The following is a 25,779-nucleotide window of genomic DNA, read 5'->3' on the forward strand; positions in this document are numbered from 1 at the left end:
TTGCTAGGATTTTAAATTTTCCAGCATGGTTTCCGTAGTGCGGTCCAAATCAAATTCCGGGTGCCAATCCCAATCCTTCTGTGCATCGGAATCATCGATACTTTTCGGCCAGGAATCGGCAATATCCTGTCTAAAATCGGGAGTATAGTCAATGGTGAAATCGGGAATATGCTTTTGGATGCTTCGGGCCATTTCCGCGGGATCAAAACTCATGGCTGCAAGGTTGTAGGCGGACCGCACCTTGATCTTTTTTGTATCGGCCTCCATCAATTCCAAGGTGGCCCGTATGGCATCGTCCATGAACATCATGGGGAGCATGGTATCCTTCTTTAAAAAACAGGAATAACGCCCTTGGCTTAAGGCCTTGTGATAGATTTCCACGGCATAGTCCGTGGTACCGCCACCGGGCATGGTCTTCCAGCTAATGAGTCCTGGATAGCGAAGACTGCGCACATCCACGTTGAACTTTTTAAAATAATATTCGCACCAACGTTCCCCAGACTGTTTACTGATGCCGTACACTGTGCTAGGCTCCATGATGGTATGTTGTGGCGTATGGTCCTTTGGGGTATTTGGGCCAAAAACGGCAATACTGGATGGCCAAAAGATTTTGTTTATTTTTTTCTCCTTGGCTAGGTTCAACACATTGAAAAGGGAGTTCATGTTGAGGTTCCAGGCGCGCATGGGGAATTTCTCTGCCGTGGCACTGAGCATGGCGGCCATTAAATACACCTCGCTGATATCATAATAGGCGACTACTTCCTCCAGGGTATCGTAATTGGTGGCGTCCAAGATTTCAAAAGGCCCGGAATTCATCAATGAATCGCTGCCCTCCCGTATATCGCTGGCAATGACCTTGTCGTTCCCATAACGTTCCCTTAGGGTAAGGGTCAGCTCCGTTCCTATCTGACCGCATGCACCGATAATCAAAATGTATTTTTCCATTAAAAATGTAGTTAAATGACCTGCGTGGTAAAGATACCTTTTCTTAAAATTTGTACCTTCGGTCCATGCCAAAATTCCTGTATTTTCTTTTGTTTCTGTTGGTTTTGGGCTCCTGCAAAGATGTCGTCCAAGAGTCGGCCAACGTAGCCGAATCCAGCTTTGAGACCATGGCCAACGAGCTGCCCCCGGTGGTTGCCGTAAGTGCGAAGTCCGATGCCATTTTGGCCCAATGGAAGGAGTATTATTCCTTCCACCAGAGTTTTGAACGTATTTACACCATTGGCTTCCGGGAGGATTTGGTGTTGGTCATTGAGGATTTGGTAGAAAAGCAAAAGCTATTGGAAGCCAGTGAATACCCGGCGGAGTTCAATATCCCTCAGGTGAAGGGCAGGCAAAAGGTGGTTAAGACGTATATTTTAAAAACCAAGGGAGATTTGGAGTACCGACTGAACCCGGAAAATTCCATCAAGGAACTCATTACGGCCTATAATGCGCTGAGAAAGCAGTTTGATGTGACCGTAAATAATACCCTACCGACCGATCTGATCGAAAATGAAGACGTATAGCTATATCCTGTTTCTACTTATATGTGCGGTTTCAACCGGGTAGGAAACCGAAACAAAAACCGTTGAAAAGACCTTGGATGCATGGCATCGGGCCGCGGCCGAAGCTGATTTTGATGGGTATTTCGGATTAATGACCCATGATGCCGTTTTTATCGGTATCGATGCTACGGAAAATTGGCAACTGGCCGAATTCAAGGAGTATGCAAAACCCCATTTTGACAAGGGAAGGGCATGGAGTTTTACGGCCGTGGAACGAAATGTCTATGTGGACGCTACCGAACAGTTTGCGTGGTTCAATGAACTTTTGGATACCCAAATGAAACTTTGTAGGGGCTCCGGAGTGCTAAAAATGGTAGACGGATCTTGGAAGATTGCCCACTATGTACTGTCCATTGCCGTACCCAACGAACATGTGGGGGAATTGATCAAGATCAAGGAGGCCAAGGACACTGCCTTGTTGGAGGAACTACGTAAAAATTGAGGGACCGTTCAAGAAAAAGCTTTTCGAACGGTCCCTTCAATATTTCTTAAACAGTTTACTTTTTTGGTTCTTCCGCAGGGGCTTGTTTTCTAGAGGTAAGTGCCTGCTTGCTCAAACTTGCCAGGTTAAAGTTAGGGTCAATGGCCAGGGCCTCGTCGATGGTCGCAATGGCCGCATCGATGTTTTCCTTGTCCGTGTTGAACTGCACAAGTCCCTTTAAATGAATGAATGCCGCTTTTAGGGGAACATCATAGGGTTGCTGACGCTCGTAAAAAGCATAACGCATATCGTCCTTGGAATTGGCGATGCCGTATTCAATGTGGGTGGATGCCTTGGCATTGTCACCAATTTGAATGTTGAGGTCTGCCAGCTCATAGGCCAGATACGGATTTGGATTTCTCTGGTAAAGTACTTCAAACTGTTCCAAGGCCCGTTTGGGTTGGTTCAAGGCTTTTAGGGAAATTGCCTTAACCTGCACGGCCAAATCTGAATCCGTGTCCACTTTTTCAATACCAATGGTATTCAGGGCCTGTAGGTGCTGGTTGTCGTTGGCATAGATATAGGCCAAGGTATCCATACGCTCCTGGGAAGGGGCCAACACGTTCAAATGCGTTAGTGCATTGATGACACCATCCACATCGCCTTGCAACCGCATTTGGTTGTAAAAGGCCTCATAATGCTTCAATAGCTCACTTTTGGTCTGTGCCGTTCCATAGAAACCCATGGTAAGCACTAAAATAACAATGAATCTTTTCATCACGAACTGATTTATTTTTTGGTGCGCTAAACTATTAAATTATTCCCAATGAACTTGTTAATGAACCGTTTAATTGTCCTTAAACCCAAATTATGCATTAAGACTTCGTAATGATGTTTCAAAATACAATAAACATAGGTGTTTTCTTGATTCTAGCATAGAATCGCTATGGTTACATCAAAATAAAGCTTTAATAGCGTGTTTTTGAAGTAGATTGAAACCATACTAGATTTTCTATTGCATATTTTGGGATAAAACAAAAAGGACACCGTTGGGTGTCCTTGATTTGCTTTATTCGAAATTTCCTAGGCGAGCGAATAGACCTGTTCCTTTTGTTTAAAATTCTTCAGGAGTTGGGCATAAAAACCAAGACTTTTGTGGTCCCTGTCAATACAGGAACGGAGAAAGCTCTTAAGGTTGCCAAACAAAAGGTTGGTATGCAGGACGGGTAAGTTGATGTTCAATTTCCCGGGCCTGTAGGCTTCATCGTCCATTATGACATCCATTTTTACGCGGTGTCTGTGATAATCGATGGAAACATCGGCGGCATTATAATATTTTTTGAGCAAGGCTACATGTAGCTGTGTAAACTTCCTGGATTTTCGCTCGTCTCCGCAACTTTGCGCGATCAAGCGTTCCAACTCCATGATAATCCGTTCGTTAAGCTTAGATTTTTTCATGACAATTTGTTTTAAAGTTCACTCTAAGTTATGTATTTCGTCGATAACCCATTAAAAACCAACATTTTATTAACAAAAAATGGCGGACTTTGTTGTGAAAGCGCCAAAAGTTGTGGTTAAAATAGACTAAATAGATGCGGAAAAAACGTAATTTTTAGTAATAAAAGGATTACAAGAAGTGATTTTTTTCAGATTTTCAGTCTCACTCGTATTGTAACTGGGTGGGTTTAATCCCTTCTCTTGGGCCTTTTGAGTATAGTAGGATTTCTTTGTTGGGTGGACCGGATATACCCCGTTTATTATTTCGCCCCACAAATTGTTTTGGATTATGGAGGTAATGATGCCGATGCAATCCTCTAAATGGATAAGGTTGACGGGGGCATTGCCTCCCGAAAGGTTCGTTCTACCAGATAGCATATGTACGGGATGTCTATCCGGACCGATAAGTCCCCCAAACCGAAGGATGGTCGCTTCAAAATTTGGATTTTCCGTGAGTAATTTTTCCGTTTCCAAAAGCTGTTTGCCGGCTTCCGATGTCGGTACCGGGAGGGTTTCCTCATCCACTTCCCCTTGGCCGTCCCCATACACCGATGTACTGCTCACAAAAAGCACCTCGCGAACGGCCGAGGTCGATATATTGGCTACCAACAGTGCTATCTTACGGACATAGTTCTCTTTAGGTCCCTTGCCCCTAAGTTTTGGAGGAATGTTGACCACTAGCGTGTCCGTCCCATTTAGGAATTCCTGGATATTTCCCTGTATTTCATTTTCGGAAAGCCATACCCGGAATGGTGCGATGCCCACATTGGAAAGGGTTTCCAATTTTTCCTTGGAGGTTGTGGTACCCTTTACCTCATACCCTTTTGTTACGAGCGATTTTGCCAAGGGAAGTCCCAACCAGCCGCAGCCTATGACTCCTATTACCTTATTCAAACTTCATTTTTTGGATGGTTAGTATGGCATCGTTCAGCACAAAGGGCATAGGGATGTTGTCTTCTGGTCGTTTTGGGACGGTGAATTGTGGATTTGTCAGCAAGTCGTTGCTTGCCTCGTAAAAGGTAAGTTCCAGAGTTGCATCCGCCGGATATACGAGCGATAGCAAGGTAGGCTCGTTGTCAGTGATGTAATGGGTTACCAATTTCCCGTTCCTTCGGTCTTTTAAGTAATAATCAGAAAGTGCAATTCCGTTCACCATGGCCTTGTCTATGGGCGTATCGTTGGTGAACACTTCCAACCGGTTTACATTGCGTTGTGGGATAACCTGGAGTTTTAGGGATCGATGCATGCCGATAACGGTATCCGATAGTACCTCGATGATCGGCGGGGCGATTTCCTTTTTTGGGGCTTCTGCTACGTAACTGAATCCCGAACCGTATTTGCTGCTGATGGTGTTTTCGGACAGCTCCTCAGGTCGCATTTTGGTATCGCCAATATACTGCTTGGTCCAATCCAACACTACCTTTTCATACGTGGCCCAGTGGCTTTCGTTTTTATCGACGTTCCATACGTACAGTAGACTGGTCGGTTTTGGGTTATCCACATCAAAATCGGAATTCATGTGCGCCGATACAAAAAAGCCCAAAAACAGTAAAAAACTTAAAAAGGCCAAGCCCCTTTTGTTTCGTATCCGAATGATCAGGGGCAGCAGGAGAAAGAAGGTCAGCGTAGTAAACACCGTACTGGCCACCATCATTTTGAGCCCTAGGGCAATGGGAAATAGCTGAATAAAAGGCGCGAAAATAAAAATGGCCGGTAATCCCAAAAACAACAACAAAAACCCGTTGGGACTTTTTTGGTTGATTACTATATACAGGGCCACCAAGCTTGCGTACACCGGGATGATAAAAAATGCGGCACCGTTTAGATAGCTACAAATGAGCGTGCAGACCACCAGCCAAAGAAAGAGGGGCGCGACCAATAAATTGGGCGTTTTTACCATCTGAAACTTATGGTATGCATAAAAACAGCTGCTCAAGGAGAAAAAAACAAAAACGAGAATGTAGGCATGACCGTTATAGGTAAAACCATGCAACATATCCGTGTATGCGGGATATATGGATTTTAGCACGCCCCAAGAAAAGTAACCAACCGCTCCGTTGATGATCAATGCGATGAGCATGGGTGCAAAACCTTTCAGCATGTCCTTGCCGTTGAGTACCTTTTTTTGTATACCCAAGACCAACAACCCTAAGAAAAGGGCAATGCCCAGAAAGAGCATGGGCCAGATCCATTCAAAGGGATAGGAGACCATTTTAAAAATGGGAACATTGAAATAAACGGATTCCTTCAAACTTCGTACGGTGGTCAAATCCAAGGCACTGAAATGATCTAACAAAGCGGTGAGGTAGCTACCTTGGTGGGCGAGGGTGTTTTTATCCAAGCGTTCGTAGGAGTCTCTAGCCGTATGGTAATCGAAATGGTCGTCAATAAAGGCAAAATTGAATCCATCTATATCCGCTTTTTCCCGGAACACGGTTAGGTCCGTATCGTTGGGAAGCAATTTGTAAATGCTGTAGGCGAGGGAATTGGCTACGGGATATTCGGGATTTGCCTTTGTAAATTCCTTTATCAAATTATAATTGCCCCGGTTGGTTTCCAAAAGCATGATTCCGGGGCCACCGCTCCCGCGGGCCTCAAAATTGATAACAAGGCCCACGTCCTTGGTCCACGGATGGTCCCTTACAAACAGATCGGCCCCGTTCAGCCCCAATTCCTCGGCATCGGAAATGAGGATGATAATGTCATTTTTTGGCGATTCGTTTTTGGCCAAAAAGGCCCTTACCCCTTCCAGAATGGTGGCAACCCCACTACCGGCATCGCTGGCGCCCAAGGAGGAATGCGGACTACTATCGTAATGGCTTAATAAAAGGAGGGCCTTACCGGTACCCGTTCCTTTAATCCTGGCCAGAATATTGGTCGCCTTACTGAGGTTGGCCCAGTCCCCGGCGGTGTATCCCTTTTGTAATTGGGTCTGCAGGCCCATTTTTTCCAATTGGGAAACGATGTAGGAGCCTACTTTTTGATGTGCGGGAAATCCAACGCCGTGCGGTTCCTTGGAAATCGCTTCTACATGGGCCAAGGCCCTATCCGTGGAAAAGCTATCCTTACCAAGGTCAATATCCGCGGAATATGTGGGCATTAGGGAAGCAATGCTCCAATACACGGCCAACGTCAAGAGGAGCAATATAAGTACGGAGGAAGTCTTTTTCATTGGTTATCGGTTCTGTCTAAAATTATTAAATATTAAAGAGATGTGACCATTCATCTATTTTTTTTACCATATTAACTTTTTTTTAATATATTTATTAATTAACCGCTAAATATATACTCATGGGAATCAAAAGCTTTCAAGGAATCAGGAAGACCGTTAAAAAGGAATTTGAGGCCCCTATATTGGTGGCCGATTATATGACCACCAAATTGGTGACCTTTAGGCCGGACCAGTCGATTTTGGAGGTCATGGAAAAGTTTGCCAAGCACCATATTTCCGGTGGGCCAGTTTTGGATGACAACGGATTTTTGGTGGGGATCATCTCCGAGGCCGATTGTATGAAGCAAATATCAGAGAGCCGCTATTTTAACCAGCCTATTTTGGAAAAGAACGTGGAGAACTTCATGACCAAAAATGTGGAAACCATCCCCGATGATATCTCAATATTCGATGCAGCCGGTATCTTTGCCCAGCATAACAGAAGAAGGCTTCCCGTAATGCGCAACGGTATTTTGGTGGGGCAGATCAGTAGAAAGGACATCGTCATTGCGGCCCTAAAGCTGAGCGGCCACAATTGGAAATAAATTTTTAAACCAAGTTAGTTAACAAAGGTGCTTCCGAAAGGAGGCATTTTTTTTGGGTTCCAATGCCATGTTTTCAGCATGGAGCCTATCGCATGAACCTGCAATATGTCATGCTATTGTTTTGGAATTTGGAATTTTTGAAAATTCAAATTTTGAAGGTTTTTGCTACCTCCCAAAACGTGCTATTAATTGTCAGTTGTTAGTTGGTTCAATTCCGCCCATTCCGTCCAGGAACCGTCATATAGTTTTAGACTTTTTTCATATCCGATAGCACTGGCCAATAAAATGATACTGGCCGTAATTCCGGAGCCACAACTAAAGACCATTTCTTGGGGTTCTTTGAGGATGCCTTGGAACAGGTTTTTGATTTCTTCCGCGGATTTGAAATGGCCATTTTCCAACACCTCTTCAAAAGGAAGATTCACGGAATTTGGTATACTGCCGCTCTGTAGGTGTTTTCTGGGTTCTGGAGCCGTTCCGTTGAATCGGCCGGCCGACCGCGCATCCACAATGACAAATTTTTGTTGGTCGATATTAGCCTTGATCTGGTCAAAGGTCACTACCATATCGGTTTGATAATCCGACTTAAAATTTCCTTTTTTTGTCGGCTTTAAATGTTCCGTAACCGTTTCAAAACCATTTTCTATCCAGGCGGGAAGGCCACCGTCCAAAACGCTAATGTTCCTATGTCCCATAAGCTGGAACAACCACCAAACCCGTGGACTGGTATAAATGCCCTTAGTGTCGAACACTACAATTTCAGAATCCTGGTCGATGCCCAGGTTTTGACATGCAAGCTCAAATTGTTCCAGTTTGGGAACGGTATTTGGAAAAGGGCTGGAGGCATCCACAAAAGCATGATCCAAGTCCAGGAACCTTGCCTTTGGAATGGTCCCTCCATTGGTCGCCGAACTGGCATCGAGAATGACCAGGTTCGGTTTTTCCATATGCTGATGAAGCCATGTTGCGGATACTAGTGTTTTCATAGATTCGGATTTTTTTTGTTTTTGCGGTTTTCGTGACTATTATTCCCGCTTTACGATCATATAAAAATCATTGTCCAAGGGCAGATAGCCCAAGTCATAGACAAAAAAGTAGGTGGTTCCTTTTTTGGTGGTATAAAGATTGGTGATGTACTCAAAATCAAAACCCTTGTCCATCAGTCGGGTTTTTGTGGTCTTTGTTTTACCGTCCGTAAGTTTGAAACTGTCCAACACCCGGTAGTTCTTTCGTAGGCGATTGTTGATGTTCCGTACGAGGTTTTTACTATCCTTGTTGAATTTGTTATTGTAAGCGTTTCGGCAGTAATCGTTGCAGAATTTTTTGTCTGCCCTGCCCATCACTTCCGTCCCACATTCCAGACACTTTCTTTTTTCCATCTATTGCCTTTTGTAATTGAACTGCACTTCTTCCTGGGTGCCATCTTCATTCTCTATGACAACGTATAGATTCACTTCCTGATCCGAAATCCTTTCAAGGGTAAACTCGTCAAAATAGATCCTGTTTCCGTCTATTTTGATCAATCTAAAGTCTACCGTTTCTTCTTTTTCTTCCCACCCAAAGAGGTCTCCGTCAAAGTGTTTTAATTGAAATAACAAAGTTCCGTCCAATTCCCGGATGTGCCCTAATTCATAAAAACTTACGGTACCATCCGATACCAATTTAAAGGAAAACATCATGGTGCCTCCCAATGGCGGACTCCAGATTTCTTCCGTAATGCCGCCAAAAGCTTCCCCTTTCCAGTGCCCTGTCATCCATTCTACATGTTTGAGGGTGGCTTCCGGGGATTCCATTCCTTCTTCCCAAGAAAGGGTATTCTGTGCACCTATGGAATGAATAAGAAACAAGGAAATAATCAAGAATAGTCTCATATATGATTCGTTTGCAACAAGGTAACAATTATCCGTTTACAAATGGATAAAATTATTGCTCGTAAAATTCGATGGGCAAATCGTCAGGATCAGAAATGAAAGTGAATCTTTTCCCAGTGATTTCATCCACCCGGATAGGTTCTACCGCAATATTGTTTTGGTTGCAATGGGTGACCATTTCTTCGATACTCCCAACTTGAAAGGCCAAATGTCGCAATCCACAAGCTTCCGGTCTGGAAGTGCGTTTTGGAGGTTGGGGGAAGGAGAAAAGTTCTAGGATATAATGACCGTTTAGGGCTAAATCCAGTTTATAGGAATCCCGCTCGGTTCGGTAGGTTTCATTTAAAATGGTCAGTCCCAGAAATTGGGTATAAAATTCCTTGGATTTTTCATAATCGGAACAAATAATGGCAATATGATGGACCTTTGAAAGCATTAGGAAACTACCTTTATTTTGTATTTGGCCAATAATCCGGGCAGATTTTCCATGGAAAACGTACAGTTGGACAGAACGTTCCTTTCCGGATCTATATTCATATTGGTTGAAGTGCTTACATCCGCTTGGGAGAGGTTGGTGTTTTGAAATAGGGCATTTTCAAGGTTACATCGAACGAATTGGGACTGCGTTAAGTTACAATCCGTAAAATCGGCCCCAATAAGTTTCGAGTCTACCATGCGAAGCCCTTTCAGCGTTAGGCCATAAAAGGAGCTATAATTCAAGGTGCAGTCCAAAAAACCGAAGTCAATGAACAGGGCGTTGCATGTCTCAAACTTTAACCCCATCATCTTGCAATGCTCAAAGCGGACTTCCTTAAAAATGGTATTGACCACGTTGGCGTTGCTCAAGTTGCATTCCAAAAAGGTACATTCCATAAAGTGTTGGTTGTCCAAAAAGCCATCGGAAAAATCGCAACCTTCAAAACGGCAGTTTTCATATTCCGCCCTCTTTAAACGGGTTTTGGTGAAATCCTGCGCTTTGAAGGTTCGGTCGCAGATAAAATCGGCCATATATTTCTATCATTATTCTTCCATAATAATAGCTGGAAGCTCCAAAGAACGGTACGTTTGATTGTACTCCGCCATTTCTTTTTGAATGATGGTTTGTTGCTCTTGTTTGAGTCCGTTCCAAAGCTGCAACAGATCCCTATACCGTTCCTTGGCCCCTTGGGTAACCTTGGGTTCGGCCACGTCTATATAGCCTTTTAAGGTCAGAAGTTGCGCATTTAGCTGGTTCTTAAAGTTGATGACATCCTGAAATGTTTTTTGTTTGGGTTGTATCAATTTTTCTTCCCATTGTGTAATCCTTTTCAAAATGGAATCCCCCTGTTTTAGTAACTCCGAAGCACTATCGGTATCCTTCAACAACTTTTTATAATTTTCCAGTTGTGCCTTGGCAGACCGCATTGCATTGACGGCTTCATGTATGTCCACGACCGTTTCATCAATGGTATTCAACATTTCCTGTTGCTCTGCATAGTCCGCCGGAGTTGCCTTTACGTTGGGGTTTGCCAAAATATTGACTTCCGTTTCGGAAGTGGTTCCGGGCATGGAAAGACGCAGCGTGTAGGTTCCCGGGGCCACGGTCGAGCCTTGATCGCCTCCCAGAACGAATACCTTGTCCACGGCCACAATGGGGTCCTTTCTAAAATTCCATGTAAAGCGGTTATAGCCTTTTTTGGATGGCAAAACTTCCGGTTTTGAAGGACCTCCCGGCCACGATTTAAAATCCTTTGGTTTTTGGTTGGTTAGGGTGCGGATGACCTTGCCCTTGTACAACACCTCCAATTTAAGTTCAGTGGAATCCAGTTTTTCTTCCAGATAGTAATCGAAAGTCACGCCACTTTTTGGGTTGGAGCCTTCCCCTAGCCCTGGATTTTCAGTATAGCCTCCAAAAAATAAATACGTGTCCTTGGGTTGAAAAACGGTTACTGCCTGCTTTTCGGTCTTAATATTTTGTAAGGCCGATAGGTCGTCCAGAATCCAAAAGGCCCTTCCGGCCGTAGCGGCTACTAGGTCATTGTCATGGATAATGAGGTCGTTAATGGGCACTATAGGCAAATTCAATTGCAGAGGCTGCCAATGGGCACCATCGTTTAGGGAAATGAAAAGACCGGTTTCGGTGCCAGCGTACAAAAGCCCCTTTTGTTTGGGGTCTTCCCGAACGACCCTCGTAAAGGTATGCTCTCCCGTGATGCCGTTTACGATTTTGGTCCAAGTAGTACCGTAATCAGATGTTTTAAATATATAGGAATTCAAGTCCATGGACTTATAGCGCATGACCACTACGTATGCGGTTGCCGGGTCATGGGGAGAAACCTCAATGCTGTTCACAATACCATCGGGGATTCCTGATGGGGTTACGTTTTGCCAGTTTTGGCCACCGTCGCGAGTTACATGCAAGAGTCCGTCATCACTACCTGCCCAAAGTACACCTTCCTCATGCGGGGATTCTACCAAATAGGTTAGGGTATTGTAATTCTCGCCCCCCGCGGCCTCATTGGTAAAGGGGGTTCCGCCTGGGCCATGCTTGTCGGTTTCGTTTTTGGTCAGGTCCGGACTGATGGCGGTCCAACTGATACCCTCATCGGTCGATTTAAAAACGACGTTCCCTGCATGGTAAATAGTCTGTCTGTTATGGGGCGATGTAATGATGGGTGCATTCCAGTTATACCGATATTTCGCATCCTTGGGAGCAATGCTGAGGCCCAGTTCCGGATATTGTTTGATGGGTTTGGATTCCTTGGTCGCAGCGTCCCACTTGTCGATATTACCTTGATAGGTGCCACCATAAATCAATTTGGGGTCATCCGGGTCAAAGGCCAAGAAGGCACTCTCACCTCCCGCCACGGGATACCAGTCCTTCCAATCGATACCGGAATCGTTGGTCCTGGAGGCGATAGCCACCGTCGTGTTATCCTGTTGTCCGCCATACACATTATAAGGCACCAAATTATCCGTAATCACGCGATAAAATTGGGCGGTTGTTTGATTTTCCTGGGTACTCCAACTTTTTCCACCGTTGTTTGAGACATTGGCACCCCCATCGTTGGAATTGACCATCTTCTGGTTGTCATAAGGGTTGATCCATAAATGGTGGTTGTCTCCGTGAGGAGTAGGTACAGGTGTAAAGGTCTTACCCCCATCGATGGATTTGGTCACCGGGGCATTGAGGACGTACACTACGTTCTCATTTTGCGGATCTGCAAAAATTTCCATGTAGTACCAGGCCCTGGCAATATTGATACGGTCATTATTCACCTGGCTCCATTTTTTTCCGGCATCATCGGAGCGATAGACCCCGCCTTTCTCACCTTCGGCCTCAATGACGGCAAAAACCTTTTCCGGATTGGCCCTGGAAACCGATATGCCAATTTTCCCCATTTCCTCTGGAAGTCCCTCTTTCAATTGTTTCCATGTTGAGCCGCCATCAGTAGACTTATAAATGCCAGAATTTTTACCACCAGATTCCATCACCCAAGGATATCTTCTGTGTTGCCACATGGCCGCATACAGAATCAAGGGATTTTTCATGTCCATGGATAGGGAGGAAGCTCCCGTATTGTTATCCACAAAAAGGACGTTCTCCCACGTGGTTCCACCGTCCACGGATTTATAGATGCCCCGTTGTGCACTGGGTCCGTATTGGGCGCCTTGGGCCGCGACAAAAACAATATCAGGATTGCTTGGGTGAATGATCACATCCGAAATATGTCGGGTTTCATCCAAGCCCACATGGGTCCAGGTCTTTCCGGCATCGTTAGATTTGTAGACCCCATCGCCCATGGAGGTCATCACCCCCCGGGCCGCATGTTCGCCCATACCTGCAAATACGATGTTCGGGTTGCTTTCCGCCACGGCAATGGCCCCTACGGTACCTGTTTTTAGGAAGCCGTCCGAAATATTCTTCCACGTAAGTCCGTCATCCGTAGTTTTGTAGATGCCACCGCCTACTGTTCCCATATAATAGGTCATGGGTTCACCAACGACCCCAGTGGAGGCAACACTTCTACCGCCTCTTGAAGGGCCAATGTTTCGCCACTTTAGGCCAGTGAACATGGAGTCTTGAACTTTTATATAGTCCGATTGATTTCTGTTTTTTCTACGTTGGGCTTCTAAGGTAGTTGGTAAAATAAAAAGTAGTGCGATGAGACAGCTTAGTTTTTGTATCATGGTTTCGGATGGTTTTAGGGCTATGAAGATAATGAATTGGGGTATATTTTCCGTTCAAAAGTTGGAATCTCAGCAAATACAAAAAGTCTTAACCCGACCCTCCCGTTCCGCTATCGCGAAACAACCCTCCCTAAACAGGGAGGGGAGCTTTTTCGGGTTTTAAATGTAGCAGGTGACTTAAATGAATTTTAAGGAGTATACCGGCCTATTTTGGGATACGTAGTAAATCCGGGCGTCCTTGGACTTGGCAAAAGGAAATCGCCCAAATAGTATTCCGATGCAATCGGAAACGGCCTGGGCGATGCGGGCCAAGGACTTGCTGGATTTCAAGTATCCTAAAATCAGCCTAGCCTTTTTGGATACTTTTTCGGCGATGGAAAAAGTATCGGTAAGAAACCTCGACCCACCCCGTTCCGCTGTCGCGTAACACCCCTCCCTAATCAAGGAGTGAAGCTTTTTAAAGGAAGCCTCTCCTTTAGTGAGGAATTCTTCTTGTGTAGGGGGTCTAGGTACGAATGTTATTTAAAGATAATTATATGAAATGGGGTTACATCCAGATACTAATCGGCATATCGTACCTTTGCCCCCTATAGCTACTGCTAAATGGAATATCTAAAGGAATTAAAATTGGGATTTATAACGTTTTGGAGGGATATAGGGTTTAAGGTGCCATCCGATGATGTTTTGGACGAAATATCTGAAAATGTCTTACCGGATGGCGAAGACCCCTCCGACTTCTGGCGCAACCAGATAAACCGACTCAAAAGGAGGGTCCGAAGTGTTGAAAACCAAGAAAACCTAGTTGTCTTTTATGGGAGTTCCTCCATACGGCTGTGGGTGCATATGAGGGAAGACATTGCTCCCTTAAATGTGTTGAACCTGGGTTTTGGTGGTTCCAACTATGCTTGGTGTGCCCATTATTTTGATGAGGTATTCGGCCCTTTACATCCTAGCAAAATTGTTCTATATGCTGGGGAGAACGATTTGGGCGAAGGAAAATCCCCCGAAACAGTTTTGGCCGACTTCAAGTGGTTGGTGCAAAAAATCAAGGCAAAGGATGCAAACATAGCTTTGGCGATTATTAGCATAAAACCCACGATGGCAAGGCAGGAGATGCTTCCGGATATTTTGGAAACCAATCGGTTATTGGAAAAGTATGTGGTCCATGAACTACAGGCCCAATTCATTGATGTCTTTAACCCGATGATATCCAAAGACCACAAACCTCGGCCCGAACTGTATATGGCGGATGGACTACACTTAAACAAAGCGGGTTATGAAATTTGGAGCCTGACCATACGATCGGCACTACTACCTTCATAGGTGCATTTTCCCGATAGCATGAGTTTTAATCCATGCCACCCTTTCTGGTAGGACTACGTTGGGATGGCCATTCCCGTTGTTCCCCGGTTCTGGGATCGATACCCAATACCGCTTTTTCCCTAGATGTTTTTTCTGGGTCCTCACAGGCCATATAGGTTAGGATGGCCGTAAGGATGGCGTTGTTCCGAACGTCGTCAAAGACAATTTTGTCATAGGTATCCAGATTGGTATGCCACGTATAGTTCCAATAGGCCCAACTTAGGGAGCTCAACGAAAAGGCTGGTGCCCCTGCCGCCACAAAAGAGGCATAATCTGAACCGCCGCCTCCAGGTGTACCGGGAAATGTAGTTTCAATTTCGTTTTTATAGGCATCCGGAACCGCTTCCAACCATCGGCCTAGGTAATCATAGGCATGCAGAAAGCCCTGCCCTGAAATACGCACCACCCTTCCCGTACCATTATCCTGGTTGAACAGTGCCTGAAGTCCTTCCACAATTTTTGGGTTATCCTCCACAAAGGCCCTGGACCCGTTTAACCCCTGCTCTTCGCTTCCCCAATGACCGATCAATATGGTCCTTTTGGGATTGGGGTATAACTTTTTAAGTATCCGTGCGGCTTCCATCATCGTGATGGTCCCTGTGCCATTGTCCGTTGCACCCGTAGCCCCGTCCCAAGAATCGAAATGGGCGGATAAGATTACGTATTCATCGGGGAGTTCCGTTCCTGGAATGGTGGCAATGGTGTTGAAGGTAGGTACTTCACCAAGTTCCTTGGATTCCGCCATAATCTTGATCTGAGGCTTGGCGCCGTGCTCCACCATACGGTATAGCATCCCATAATCCTCCAAGGAAATGTCCACTACGGGAATTTTGTCGGTTCCGGCACTAAAAATTTTGTTCGCCCCAAATCCACGCGACCATCGGGATTGTGCAATGGCTACCGCTCCCGCTTCTTCCAAAACTTTGTTGATGGTCCTGCTGGAATATCCGGTATTTTTCATGTTCTCGTCCCAGGCTTTTTCCATCGCTTCCCGCTCTTCCTTCATTTTTTTGAAGGAAGCTTCGGTAGCGAATTCTTCCCAATTATCATCCGGTCTTCCGGTGGGCTGCATCATGCTGACCATCACGATTTTCCCCTTTACATTGGGAAGCCATTGGGCAAACGCCAAGGAATCCTGTATTGTTGGGAGGGCAATAAGCTCGGCCGTAACTCCCTTTTTACCCGCACTTGGGCTCCAAGCCAATTGGGTAGCATGCAAGGAGGCCACCCTGGGATGTACTATATCAACATGGGTAATGCCCCGTTGCCATCCTTTCCAGGTGCCCCATTGCTGGTTTTGCGCATCGATGCCCCAGCTTTTATAGGTGTTTACCGCCCAATCGTGCGCAGATTTCATTTCTGGCGTACCCACCAACCTTGGGCCATTGAGGTCCATCAATTGATAGGCCAGTTCCTCTAATTGGGAATTTTCGGTACCCTCTTTTTCTATGGCCGCCACCATTTCTTCAACGGTTTGGGCATTAGAATTTAGGAAGAATCCAACAATGAACAGGATGGAAAATAGTAGTTGTTTTTGCATTTTCTGTAGCTATTAGTGATATGCTTTCAAGGTAGGGATAAAACCCCGAAAATGATATCTAAAGTATCCCAATTAATCCAATTTTTTATCCAACTCCAATAAGGATTTTAAGAGCACATTGGCCCCATTGGCCATATCCTTTGCAGAAGTAAATTCCTTGGGGGAGTGGCTTATACCTCCCTTACTTGGAACAAAGATCATTCCCGTGGGGGCAAGGATGGCCATATCCTGGGCATCGTGTCCCGCTCCGCTGGGCATATATTTATAGGTCAATCCCAAGGATTTGGCATTTTCGGCAATGATTTTTTGTACTTCCGAATTCATAATGGCAGGGTCCGCAGTTGTATCCAAGGGACGGAATTCCACCGTGACATTTGAGGAAGCTGCAATTTCTTCCGTTTTGGTTTTAATGGCCTGATACACCTTTTGGATTACATCCGATGAGAGATCCCGTATTTCCAAGCTGGCGGTTACCTTTCCAGGAATTACATTTGGCGCACCTGGCTCCGCTTTTATCCGTCCCACCGTACCTACTTGGGCCCCGTCAAAGCTGTTGGTGATTTCCTTTACGGCAACGATGAATTTTGCCGCTGCTAATAGCGCATCCTGTCTGGCATCCATGGGCGTGGTGCCTGCATGGTTGGCAAAACCTGTAAATACGACATCCCACCATTTAAGTCCCACAATACCCTCTACCACCCCAATTTCCAAATTTTCCTTTTCAAGGATGCCTCCCTGTTCAATGTGAAGCTCCAAAAATGCGGCCACGTCACCCTCTTTTCGTACAACCTCCGCAAGTCGGGTAGTGTCCCCGCCCAAACGCATGATGCCTTCGCCCATGGTGTAGCCCGTGGAATTTTTAACGCCTAGGGCACTCTTGCCCAAATGTCCGGCAATGGCCCTGCTACCCATAACACCGCCTTCCTCGTTGGAGAAGATGATGACCTGAAGCGGGTGTTTTGTTTTGATATTGTTTTCGTTCAAGGTCTTAATCACCTCCAAAGCGGCCATGGAGCCCACACAGCCATCGTAATTACCTCCGTTTGGGACACGATCTATGTGCGACCCGAAAACGATGGGTTTTATGTTCTTTTTTGTACCCGACCTGGTCGCCACTATGTTCCCTGCAAAATCGGTATGGGTATCAAGCCCCATTTTTGTAAGTTCATTTATTACCCATTGATGGGCTTCCAAATCGGCATCACTAAAAGCGACCCGCTCCGTTTCGCCATTTTCCTGAAGTCCGAATTTTGCCAAATCGAAAATCCGTTGTTCCAATCGGTCTTGATTCACAAGAATTTGGGAATTCGCTGAAATACAAGACAATAGGAACAGGAAGAAAAGAAGGGTTGGTTTGGATTGATACTTCATTCTTATCGGTTTGAATCTTTTAATTCCTTCAAGTTATAGATGCAATTGTTGGCGGGCATTTCGTCCCGAAGGATTGCCAGGGTATTTTGTACCGTGAACATGCACATAAAATCATAGGTCGTTTTGGTGAGGCTACCCACGTGCGCGGTAATGTAGGTATTGGGCAGTTTTAATAAAGGGTCGTTCGTTTTTGGCGGTTCTTCGGATAGTACATCGGCGGCAAAACCGCCCAATCGGTTGGCGTAGAGTGCTTCGGTCAGTGCCGTTTGGTCAATGATCTTGCCCCGGGCGGTATTGATGATTAGGGCCGATGGTTTCATTTTTGATAGTGCTTGGGCATCGATGAGATTTTCCGTTTCCTTTGTAAGGGGTAGGTGCAGACTGATGCAATCCGAAGTTTTCAGGACATCATCCAAATCCCTAAAAGGGTAGGGGACTTCTTCTTTTTTGGAGCTCCAATAAATGACTTCCATACCTAGGGCATCGGCAATTTTGGCAACTTTTTTACCGATGTTGCCCATCCCCAAAATACCCAAGGTCTTCCCGTGCAGTTCGTCGCCCACATAACCGCCACGATCTTGCCATCGGTCTTCCTTCACCATGGTGATGGCATTGTAAAGGTTCCTTTGCAGTACCAATAACAGGGAAATGGTGTGTTCCGCAATGGTATTGGCGTTGGAATTGGGCGCATTTACGACCTTGATGCCTTGTTCGGTCGCCGCTGAGACATCGATGTTGTCCAAGCCAACGCCACATCTTGAAATGACTTCCAATTTGGGGAGGGATGCTATTAGGGATGACCGTACCTGACCTTTTCCCCGGGTGATAATGGCATGAATTTCGTTCTCGGAAAGATGCCTTTCCAAAGAAGCTGGGTCAAAACCGGTTAGGATGTTCATATCCTCGGCCGATTCCAAAAGCTCCATGGCTTCCTCGGCTACAGTTTCCAATAAAAGGATGTTTTTGGGCATTTAGTAGTTTTGATGTTGCAGACCTGTCAGGTTTTGGAAACCTGACAGGTCTAAGCTTGTTTAGTGAATGCACATTACTTGTTGTGGTACAGGGTGGCATCCTTGGTCTTGTATCCCCTAAAATCGTTTCTTCCGGACACATATATACCCTCTTGATATAGTTCGTCCTCAAAAATCTTGGGGTCGATTTTATCCTTATCGTCCGGGTCCGAGGATATTTCCACCAAGTTTCCCGATGGATCCCGCACGAACATCTGGATAGCACCATCGGGCAGTTGGCGCACCATTCCCCAAGGTTGGATGTCAATGACTCCCAGTTCCTTCATCCGAAAGAAAACCGCGTTGATATCGTCTACGGTAACGCACAAATGTCCTCGAAAGGAGTAGGTATCTTCCCATTCGGTCAGGTGTAGCTGTTGCTCCTCATTGAACTTGAAAAAGGCCGTTGGGTAGTCGAACAAAAATGCGGGAATGGGTTCCAGGCCCAGTTCATGCTCATAAAATTCACAAGCTTCCTCCAAATTGCTCACCACCAAGGCTACATGATTGATTTTTACTGCTTTTGCCATGGTTCTTATTGTTTAAATTCTTTTACAAAATCCCAATTGGGCGTCAGGCCCAAACCGGGTCTGTCCGGAGCGGCGATCATGCCGTTTTGGTCCACACTAATATGTTCTTTCACCAGGTCGTACATCATGGGGTTTCCACCCAAGGAAAATTCAATGACATTAGCCGAAGGCGAGGCAAAGGCCACCGATAGTCCGGCCATAAAGGAAAAGGCAGATCCCCAACAATGCGGTGCCAGTTCCAACTGATAGGTATGGGCCAATTGCGATACACGCATGGCCTCCGTGATACCGCCGATAATGGCACAATCGGGCTGGATGACATCCAAGGCCCGTTCCGCGATCATATCCCTGATGTCAAAGGCCGTATATTCGCTTTCCCCGGCAGCGATGGGAATATGGGTCTGGGAACGCACTTCGGCGGTCCCGATTTTATTATCGGGATTGATGGGCTCCTCGAACCAATACAAGTTGCAATCGGCCACACCACGACAGAACTGTTTGGCCTCCGGCACGCTGAAGGTGCCGTGGGCATCCGTCATCAACTTGATAGCATCGCCCAAGGCTTCACGTGCGGCCTTTACGCGATCCACGCTCGCTTTTACGGTCTCGTCCATGATGCCCACACGCATTTTCACCCCCGAAAAACCTTTGGCGGTGTACCCTTTCAATTGCTCCCCAATGGCATCCACTTTGGCCCATCCACCGCTGGCGTAGGCTTCCATTTTCTCTCGGCAACTACCGCCCAACAGATCCACCACCGGAGCGTTGAGGGCCTTTCCCTTGATATCCCAAAGGGCGGTATCGATACCACTAAGGGCGGAAATGGTAAGTCCCCGTCGGCCTAAAATAGGAAACTTACGACCTCGGGACAAGGAATAGTGGTCACGAGTTCCGTTATAGACCATCTCCCAGATTCGAGAAATATTTCGGGCATCCTGCCCCACTAGTTGGGGTTTTAGTTCGTTCTCGATACAACTAACAATACTCGCACAGGATCCCGAGGATCCCACCGCGGCCTTGGCCTCCCCAAAACCTTGTAGACCGGTATCCGTGGTGACTACCACCAGTGTCATATCAAAATTGGTCAGCAGTCCGTAATCGCTAAAATGTTGCTTTTCCTTGGGGATGGGACAACGCAACCAGAAAGCCTCAATATTCGCTATTTTCATTTATTGATCAGTTTGGTCAATGTTTCCATGGATTTTTTCGTCAGCATGGTATAGAATTCATCCGTAACGGCGGAACTGCCATGATCTTCCAAAAATTTCTTCTGTTCAGCGGTCAAGCCTTCCGGGTCAGTATCGATGGAATTGGGGAAGGGATTGGCCGGGGTCCTATCCAAGGGGGCGCAGAACTCAACCGAGAGTACCTGGTCATAATTTATCTCGTTCAGCGTGCGTATGATTCGTGCCCAGTCCAAATGGCCCATGCCGGGCGCCATGCGGTTATTGTCCGCCACATGGAAGTTTACCAAGCGGTCGCCCACTTTTTTCATCGTTTCGAACATGTCCACCTCCTCAATGTTCATGTGAAAGGTGTCCAAGCACACCCCGCAATTGGGTCCTACGGCCTCTGCAAGGGCCAATGCCTGTCCGCCCCGATTGATAAAATAGGTTTCAAATCGGTTGATAGGTTCTATGCCTATTTTGAGCCCTAAATCCTCGGTATAGGCATAGATTTCCTTCACGCCTTCAACGGCCCATTCCCATTCCTGTTCCGGGGTGGCATCCGGGATAATTTTACCGACCGTTGCAGGAACCAGCGAGATCACGGAACCACCAAGGTCATATACCATTTTGGCTACATCCTTCACATACTGCACGGACATTTTTCGCTGCGCGGGGTCCTTCGCCAATAAGTTTCGCTCTTCCAACATTAAGGTGACGGAACCCCAGCATTGTATGCCATGGTCGTCCATGACAGGTTTTATTTTTTTGGCATCATAGTTTTCCGGGGTGCCCTGGATTTCCAGACGGGTATATCCCAGCTTGGCAATACGGCCCAAGGTATGTTCTAGGGATTCTGCCCGCATCCAGTTATGTATGGCTAATTCCATAGGGTTGCTTTGTTTTTATCTTGGTTATCCGATGAATTGTATTTTTCGATGTGATCCATCGCAAAAGGGTTTGTTTTCAGAAGCACCACATCTACAAAAGCCCGTGGTTCCTTCTTTTTGTATCGTTTCTCCGGAAACCAATTGTATCTGCAAATTACCCGACACGCGTAGGGGACCGTTGGCAAGTACGGCAATCGCCGTTTTTTGTCCTTCTTCGGCTTTTTCTGATGCTGCTTTTGAATTCCCGTTCATGTAAAAGGTCAATGCTCCAGATGGACATGCCTCGATTTGCGATTTCAAAGCCTCTGTGCTGGCATTTTCCGGGGTAATCCAAGGTTTTCCGTTGGGGTCATATACCTCTGGGAGGGTTTTTACACAGACCTCTGAGTGAATGCATTTTTTTGGTTTCCACACCACGGTCAGTTCTCCGTTGGTGTATTCCTTTACGATTTCTTTATCCATACAATTCGATTATTCAATGTTGATGCCTTTCATGACCAATTTTTTCCATTCGGGATGTTTTTTTAAGTACATCGCTACGAAGGGGCACAGGGGAACAAGGGTCAAATCCTGTCGTTCTACGTCTTCCAATACTTTTAAGACGAGCGATGAACCGATGCCCTTACCTTCCAAGGCCGTTGGTACTTCCGTATGGGTGAGGTAGATTTTATCATTTGCCTTAATGTATTCAATAAAGGCCGTTGAGCCTTCAACGTTGGCCTCGTATCTCTTTTTGTTCGGATTATCGGTCACGTTTAAATCCATAGGGAGTTCGTATTTTGAAGCTTTTAAGATAGGAAAAATTACGGAGTTGTTCCTATATTTTCAAGGTTGGGAATTACCTACCTTTCCTGGCGCGGAAAACTCGGTTTGAGTGGCATCCAGCACCAACACCCAATCATGGCCTTTACCGGAGGTGGGCGCGTTAATGGTTACGTGGTCCGATTTCAACACTTCACCGCCCAAAAAGCTATTCCCCGTCCTGGGGTCATACCACCAAGCTGTCAATTTGTTGGAAGTCAATGCGGTCACATCCAAATCAACTTTTCCGCCAGTAGGCATATATACCATGGCGTAGCTACCATTTTGATCTCGCGTGGCAATCTTGTAATCATTGTTCTCCGCTTGTTCACCATGAATTATACCTTGGTCGGGTATACGGGTTAGGAAGGGTCTGGACAGCATTAAATTTTTAAGATGCTTTACCTGATTGGCCATGGGCATGTCCAAAGCGGCGGTCCATGGGCGCAAGGGTCCGTTTATAGGTTCCTTGTCCGGAGTGTACATCTGCCAAACGTCATGGCATCCATAGGATTGTCCAAAAGCTCCTGCAAAAATGTTCCAATACATGATTCTTCTGATATCCTCGGCGGAACTATAACCAAGCTCCTTGGCATTGAAACAATTTGGATGATCTTCATAGAGTGGCTCTCCGTCCAAAACGGGCTTTACGGGAACAAGCGCATAATCGTGTTGGATGTGTTTGTACGTGCCTTTATTTGCACAGTGTCCCGTTTGATGCATATTGAAATCCAACCATTTTTGATCGTGAAACCAAGTGGAAGAACCTCCATTTTGGGTCGGTTGTGGATGATAGGTCATTAAGGTTCGGTCATAGCCACCGGCACCTTTGACGATGCCTTCGGCCATTTGGTTCCAAATAAGTACGTCATCACTTTCGTTCCTAGGGTTTCTATCTCCCCCGATGACCCAAATGATATTCTCGAAATCCTTGTATCGGTTTCCCATCCATTCACCAAATGAGTAGGCGTTTTTCGGATGGAAGATTTCCGGACCAACACCCCACTCCTTGGTGTTGACCTTATCACCCCAAGTGGGAAGCAAGGCTATATAAAGTCCTAAGGAATCCGCCATTTGGATGATACGGTCCACATGCTGAAAATAAGCCTCGTTTGGAGATGTTGGGTCGTTGTTATTCAAGGGTGTTTCTCCATACGGGTTAGGGTCGTTCAACCCATCCAGTTCTGCCAGCGCCACCGCTTGTATGATATTGAATCCCTGTTCCGCTCTTTTTGATAGGTACAGGGCAGCCTGTTTTTCATCGCATCGATGAAATAGTTCCCAGGCCGTATCCGCCAACCAAAAGAAAGGTTCGTTTTCTTGGGTCACCAAATACCGCCCGTTGGTGCTCACTTGCAACCGTTGTGAAAACAGACCCTGGGTGGTGAGCACTAATAAAAGAGAACTTATAAGAGAATAGAGTGTTTTCATAGGTATACTCATTAAGCTTTGTGATGAGGTTCAAATTCGAATCTAGGTCGTGAATCTATTCCCATTGTTTTGGATAATTCGAGAACCTCATAAATTTAATTTTTTTTGAATTAAAATTTACCCTGTTGTTTTAAAAAATTTGAAAAAAACTCTTCTTTTTTGAAAAAATCTTATCATTTGTGATTTGTATAAGAAACTTATATTCAAGTAAATAAAAGTTTACAAACGACAATAAACGATTACAAACGAAAATAAGTGTTTTAAAACCGAGTACCGATTTGAAGTGGTTATACGTTTGTCCCGTCGAACAAAAGCAGTTCGATAGTATTAACTGTTTAACGCTAAAAATAAAATTATGAATGCACTTAAAAACAAAGTACAGTTGATTGGAAACTTGGGTCAAGACCCAGAAATCGTAACCATGGAGAATGGTACCAAATTGGCCAAATTTTCATTGGCCACTACAGAGAGCTACAAAAATGCCAAAGGCGAGAAAGTAGACGACACCCAATGGCATAACATAGTAGCTTGGGGCAAGACAGCGGAAATCGTGGAAAATTATTTGACGAAAGGAAAGCAAGTGGCCGTAGAAGGTAAACTGACCCATCGCTCTTATGAGACTAAGGAAGGTGACAAGCGTTATATTACGGAAATCCGTTGCAATGAACTCTTGATGTTGGGAAAATAAATTAAATCAAAGTTTTGATAAGCCCCGGTGCCCTTTATGGATATCGGGGTTATTTTTTAGGAGTTCCTAGTCATCGTAGTTTACGAAGATACTTCTCCACATTTTCCCGATCTGGAACAGTAGTAATTTCCAATTCCAAGGCCTTTTCAAAATAGCCTTTGGCTACCAAATCGTAGCCCTTGTTGTAATTATACAATCCTGCCAGATAATAGCCTTCCCAGAAATAAGGGTTTAGTTGCACCAATTTTTTCAATTTGGTTTGCTCCACATGGGCTTCATTGGAAATAACATCCTCTATTTCATCTCTCAAAATTCTATATCGTTCGTAATTCAGGTAAGCTTCGCTTTGTAAAAAGGGATCTTTGGAAATATTGCGTTCCGTTTCGGCTATAGGAGCATCGGCAAATGCGGAAAGATTAAATACCTCGTTTAGGTCATAGGCCACAAATTCGCCCAACTGATAGGGGTTGCTGGATACCCAGACCAATAAATCTTCGGGCTGAAAAACAATGCCATGGTGGGCCAACAATTGGTTCAATGCCTTTTCATTTCCGTACCCTATTTTTTCCTCGTCCAAGCCCTCTTTGTTCCGCAATATGGAAACCACATCTTCTGGGCCGATTTTGGGCGTTTCCTTCAAAAGTTCTTCCATCCGTTCATAACGGTATTGGGAATGGCTTTCCAAAATATGTTTCTGATTTTTTTTATCATTTGCATAGGCAGCACTTTGGAAGTGGTTGGCACAGATCAACTGATCGGAATTTTCCACTTCATAGACCCCGAAATTCTTGGGAGAGACCTCAATGATAGCCGCTTTTTTGTCTTTGGCGCTTCCCACGAATATGGATTCCGAAACAAAGACTTCACGTTTCTTGGCAATTTCAATGGCCTCATCAATGGTGGAGGCATATTGTAAAATTTCACGGGTGACCAATGAAACAGGAGTTTTGGCAATTAGGGGAAATTGGGACTTTCCGGCATTGATGGTGACGGTCAACCCTTGATCGTTCATCCCGGATACCACACCGATCATGCCTCCCCAGGTAACCGACATAAACTTGTAACCTTGATTAGGCGCTACAAACGCAATGATTTTATTCTTAGCAAAGGCATCCCCGGCGTAGAAGTCGAAATTCCTGCCGATCAATAATTTACCATCCTCAGTGCTATCTCCCCAAGCCGCAAAGGAGGAGCAGCCCACCAAGGCCAAATCCTGTAGGGCATGACCTATATCATGGGCACCGTGAAAATACATGACCCGTTGGTACGGTTTTGCTATGTAATCGTAATTGGGGGAGGCATACTGGGAGACCCCATAAAGTTCCGCCTTAAATTGCGAATCAATATTGAGGTACATTTTACGGTTGAACCAGGCCAAAAACTTACGGAGTAGATTTTGATAGCCCTTGGAGGGTACGAGTTCATCTATCTTATTTACAAATATGTCCTCCTGTTCATTGAACAATTCTTGTGTGAGACTACCTGTTTTTAGCCCCAGTTCCAAGGGATTTCCACTAACCTTAAGTTCCCATAGACCTTGGCGGTTCTTTCGCAGGAAATTATGGGCAATGGTAAAGGTGGAATCGTTTATTTTTTCACGTGCCGGAATTTCGGTTTGATACAGGGAGACATCGGGTTTCTCCCGTAAGGATTTGGAAACCCCACAGGATACGCATAGTGCCATGCACATCGGCATCCAAAAAACTCGCAATAATGGCTTGTAAT

27 protein-coding genes are annotated in these 25,779 nt (G+C 45.5%); 5 read left to right on the forward strand and 22 right to left on the reverse strand.

The features are described from left to right. Positions 1-3 precede the first annotated feature (3 nt). Complete coding sequence (locus ACZ41C_RS08675) at positions 4-945, reverse strand: NAD-dependent epimerase/dehydratase family protein (RefSeq protein WP_138257982.1); 942 nt, start codon at positions 943-945, stop codon at positions 4-6. A 65-nt stretch (positions 946-1,010) separates the two neighbouring features. Between ACZ41C_RS08675 and ACZ41C_RS08680 the strand changes: the two genes are divergently transcribed. Further along, positions 1,011-1,511, forward strand: coding sequence for a hypothetical protein (locus ACZ41C_RS08680; RefSeq protein ID WP_138257981.1), 501 nt, complete (start codon positions 1,011-1,013; stop codon positions 1,509-1,511). Between the two features lie 73 nt (positions 1,512-1,584). Beyond that, positions 1,585-1,992, forward strand: a complete 408-nt coding sequence (locus tag ACZ41C_RS08685) for a nuclear transport factor 2 family protein (protein WP_464565626.1) — start codon at positions 1,585-1,587, stop codon at positions 1,990-1,992. 55 nt (positions 1,993-2,047) lie between these two features. On the opposite strand, the gene ACZ41C_RS08690 is transcribed toward ACZ41C_RS08685, so the two are convergent. The 4 genes from ACZ41C_RS08690 to ACZ41C_RS08705 all read right to left on the reverse strand — a co-directional run bounded on the left by ACZ41C_RS08690 (position 2,048) and on the right by ACZ41C_RS08705 (position 6,640). Next, on the reverse strand, positions 2,048-2,749 hold the full coding sequence (locus tag ACZ41C_RS08690; protein WP_138257979.1) for a tetratricopeptide repeat protein: 702 nt from the start codon (positions 2,747-2,749) through the stop codon (positions 2,048-2,050). A 305-nt stretch (positions 2,750-3,054) separates the two neighbouring features. Further along, positions 3,055-3,429: a hypothetical protein gene (locus tag ACZ41C_RS08695; RefSeq protein ID WP_138257978.1), complete on the reverse strand. Its 375-nt coding sequence runs from the start codon at positions 3,427-3,429 to the stop codon at positions 3,055-3,057. Positions 3,430-3,555: 126 nt separating this feature from the next. Continuing rightward, complete coding sequence (locus ACZ41C_RS08700) at positions 3,556-4,362, reverse strand: SDR family oxidoreductase (protein WP_138257977.1); 807 nt, start codon at positions 4,360-4,362, stop codon at positions 3,556-3,558. Continuing rightward, positions 4,355-6,640, reverse strand: a complete 2,286-nt coding sequence (locus ACZ41C_RS08705; protein WP_464565629.1) for a M28 family peptidase — start codon at positions 6,638-6,640, stop codon at positions 4,355-4,357. Before ACZ41C_RS08705 ends, ACZ41C_RS08700 begins: the two co-directional genes overlap by 8 nt. A 119-nt stretch (positions 6,641-6,759) precedes the next feature. Between ACZ41C_RS08705 and ACZ41C_RS08710 the strand changes: the two genes are divergently transcribed. Next, on the forward strand, positions 6,760-7,224 hold the full coding sequence (locus ACZ41C_RS08710; RefSeq protein WP_125221560.1) for a CBS domain-containing protein: 465 nt from the start codon (positions 6,760-6,762) through the stop codon (positions 7,222-7,224). A gap of 185 nt (positions 7,225-7,409) precedes the next feature. Here the strand turns inward: ACZ41C_RS08710 and ACZ41C_RS08715 are convergent, their stop codons facing one another. From ACZ41C_RS08715 to ACZ41C_RS08745, 7 genes are all read right to left on the reverse strand, one after another. After that, entirely contained in the window at positions 7,410-8,210 is an 801-nt protein-coding gene (locus ACZ41C_RS08715) for a sulfurtransferase (RefSeq protein ID WP_464565631.1), read from the reverse strand. A 39-nt stretch (positions 8,211-8,249) separates the two neighbouring features. Continuing rightward, positions 8,250-8,603, reverse strand: coding sequence for a hypothetical protein (locus tag ACZ41C_RS08720; RefSeq protein WP_138257974.1), 354 nt, complete (start codon positions 8,601-8,603; stop codon positions 8,250-8,252). Then, complete coding sequence (locus tag ACZ41C_RS08725; protein ID WP_138257973.1) at positions 8,604-9,095, reverse strand: DUF6265 family protein; 492 nt, start codon at positions 9,093-9,095, stop codon at positions 8,604-8,606. It lies immediately after the preceding gene. A gap of 52 nt (positions 9,096-9,147) precedes the next feature. After that, a complete protein-coding gene (gloA2, locus tag ACZ41C_RS08730) occupies positions 9,148-9,531 on the reverse strand; it encodes an SMU1112c/YaeR family gloxylase I-like metalloprotein (protein WP_138257972.1) in 384 nt (127 codons plus the stop codon). Next, on the reverse strand, positions 9,531-10,103 hold the full coding sequence (locus ACZ41C_RS08735; RefSeq protein WP_138257971.1) for a pentapeptide repeat-containing protein: 573 nt from the start codon (positions 10,101-10,103) through the stop codon (positions 9,531-9,533). The genes gloA2 and ACZ41C_RS08735 overlap by 1 nt, the downstream gene beginning before the upstream one ends. Before the next feature lie 12 nt (positions 10,104-10,115). Next, the gene (locus ACZ41C_RS08740; RefSeq protein ID WP_464565634.1) at positions 10,116-13,265 is read right to left on the reverse strand and encodes a WD40/YVTN/BNR-like repeat-containing protein; all 3,150 of its coding nucleotides are present in this window, start codon (positions 13,263-13,265) and stop codon (positions 10,116-10,118) included. A 177-nt stretch (positions 13,266-13,442) separates the two neighbouring features. Further along, positions 13,443-13,709, reverse strand: coding sequence for a hypothetical protein (locus ACZ41C_RS08745; protein ID WP_464565636.1), 267 nt, complete (start codon positions 13,707-13,709; stop codon positions 13,443-13,445). 159 nt (positions 13,710-13,868) lie between these two features. Between ACZ41C_RS08745 and ACZ41C_RS08750 the strand changes: the two genes are divergently transcribed. Continuing rightward, positions 13,869-14,588, forward strand: a complete 720-nt coding sequence (locus ACZ41C_RS08750) for an SGNH/GDSL hydrolase family protein (protein WP_464565638.1) — start codon at positions 13,869-13,871, stop codon at positions 14,586-14,588. Positions 14,589-14,613: 25 nt separating this feature from the next. Here the strand turns inward: ACZ41C_RS08750 and ACZ41C_RS08755 are convergent, their stop codons facing one another. The 9 genes from ACZ41C_RS08755 to ACZ41C_RS08795 all read right to left on the reverse strand — a co-directional run bounded on the left by ACZ41C_RS08755 (position 14,614) and on the right by ACZ41C_RS08795 (position 23,366). After that, positions 14,614-16,167, reverse strand: coding sequence for a M20/M25/M40 family metallo-hydrolase (locus tag ACZ41C_RS08755; RefSeq protein WP_138257968.1), 1,554 nt, complete (start codon positions 16,165-16,167; stop codon positions 14,614-14,616). A 72-nt stretch (positions 16,168-16,239) separates the two neighbouring features. Further along, on the reverse strand, positions 16,240-17,538 hold the full coding sequence (locus tag ACZ41C_RS08760) for a Zn-dependent hydrolase (RefSeq protein WP_138257967.1): 1,299 nt from the start codon (positions 17,536-17,538) through the stop codon (positions 16,240-16,242). A gap of 2 nt (positions 17,539-17,540) precedes the next feature. Next, on the reverse strand, positions 17,541-18,509 hold the full coding sequence (locus ACZ41C_RS08765; RefSeq protein WP_464565641.1) for an NAD(P)-dependent oxidoreductase: 969 nt from the start codon (positions 18,507-18,509) through the stop codon (positions 17,541-17,543). Positions 18,510-18,583: 74 nt separating this feature from the next. Further along, positions 18,584-19,078: a VOC family protein gene (locus ACZ41C_RS08770; RefSeq protein ID WP_464565643.1), complete on the reverse strand. Its 495-nt coding sequence runs from the start codon at positions 19,076-19,078 to the stop codon at positions 18,584-18,586. Between the two features lie 5 nt (positions 19,079-19,083). Continuing rightward, positions 19,084-20,247, reverse strand: coding sequence for a mandelate racemase/muconate lactonizing enzyme family protein (locus tag ACZ41C_RS08775; RefSeq protein ID WP_464565645.1), 1,164 nt, complete (start codon positions 20,245-20,247; stop codon positions 19,084-19,086). Continuing rightward, positions 20,244-21,134, reverse strand: a complete 891-nt coding sequence (locus tag ACZ41C_RS08780) for a sugar phosphate isomerase/epimerase family protein (protein ID WP_138257963.1) — start codon at positions 21,132-21,134, stop codon at positions 20,244-20,246. The genes ACZ41C_RS08775 and ACZ41C_RS08780 overlap by 4 nt, the downstream gene beginning before the upstream one ends. 24 nt (positions 21,135-21,158) lie before the next feature. Continuing rightward, positions 21,159-21,596, reverse strand: a complete 438-nt coding sequence (locus tag ACZ41C_RS08785) for a (4Fe-4S)-binding protein (RefSeq protein ID WP_464565647.1) — start codon at positions 21,594-21,596, stop codon at positions 21,159-21,161. Positions 21,597-21,605: 9 nt separating this feature from the next. After that, on the reverse strand, positions 21,606-21,899 hold the full coding sequence (locus ACZ41C_RS08790) for a GNAT family N-acetyltransferase (RefSeq protein ID WP_464565649.1): 294 nt from the start codon (positions 21,897-21,899) through the stop codon (positions 21,606-21,608). A gap of 60 nt (positions 21,900-21,959) precedes the next feature. Continuing rightward, on the reverse strand, positions 21,960-23,366 hold the full coding sequence (locus tag ACZ41C_RS08795; RefSeq protein ID WP_464565651.1) for a glycoside hydrolase family 140 protein: 1,407 nt from the start codon (positions 23,364-23,366) through the stop codon (positions 21,960-21,962). Positions 23,367-23,721: 355 nt separating this feature from the next. Here ACZ41C_RS08795 and ACZ41C_RS08800 point away from each other — a divergent pair, with 355 nt between their 5' ends. Continuing rightward, positions 23,722-24,054: a single-stranded DNA-binding protein gene (locus tag ACZ41C_RS08800; RefSeq protein ID WP_138257959.1), complete on the forward strand. Its 333-nt coding sequence runs from the start codon at positions 23,722-23,724 to the stop codon at positions 24,052-24,054. Between the two features lie 70 nt (positions 24,055-24,124). Here ACZ41C_RS08800 and ACZ41C_RS08805 read toward each other — a convergent pair whose 3' ends face one another. Next, entirely contained in the window at positions 24,125-25,738 is a 1,614-nt protein-coding gene (locus tag ACZ41C_RS08805; RefSeq protein ID WP_464565654.1) for a C45 family autoproteolytic acyltransferase/hydolase, read from the reverse strand. Between the last annotated feature and the right edge of the window lie 41 nt (positions 25,739-25,779).

The organism is Maribacter sp. C-4077 (assembly GCF_055378385.1).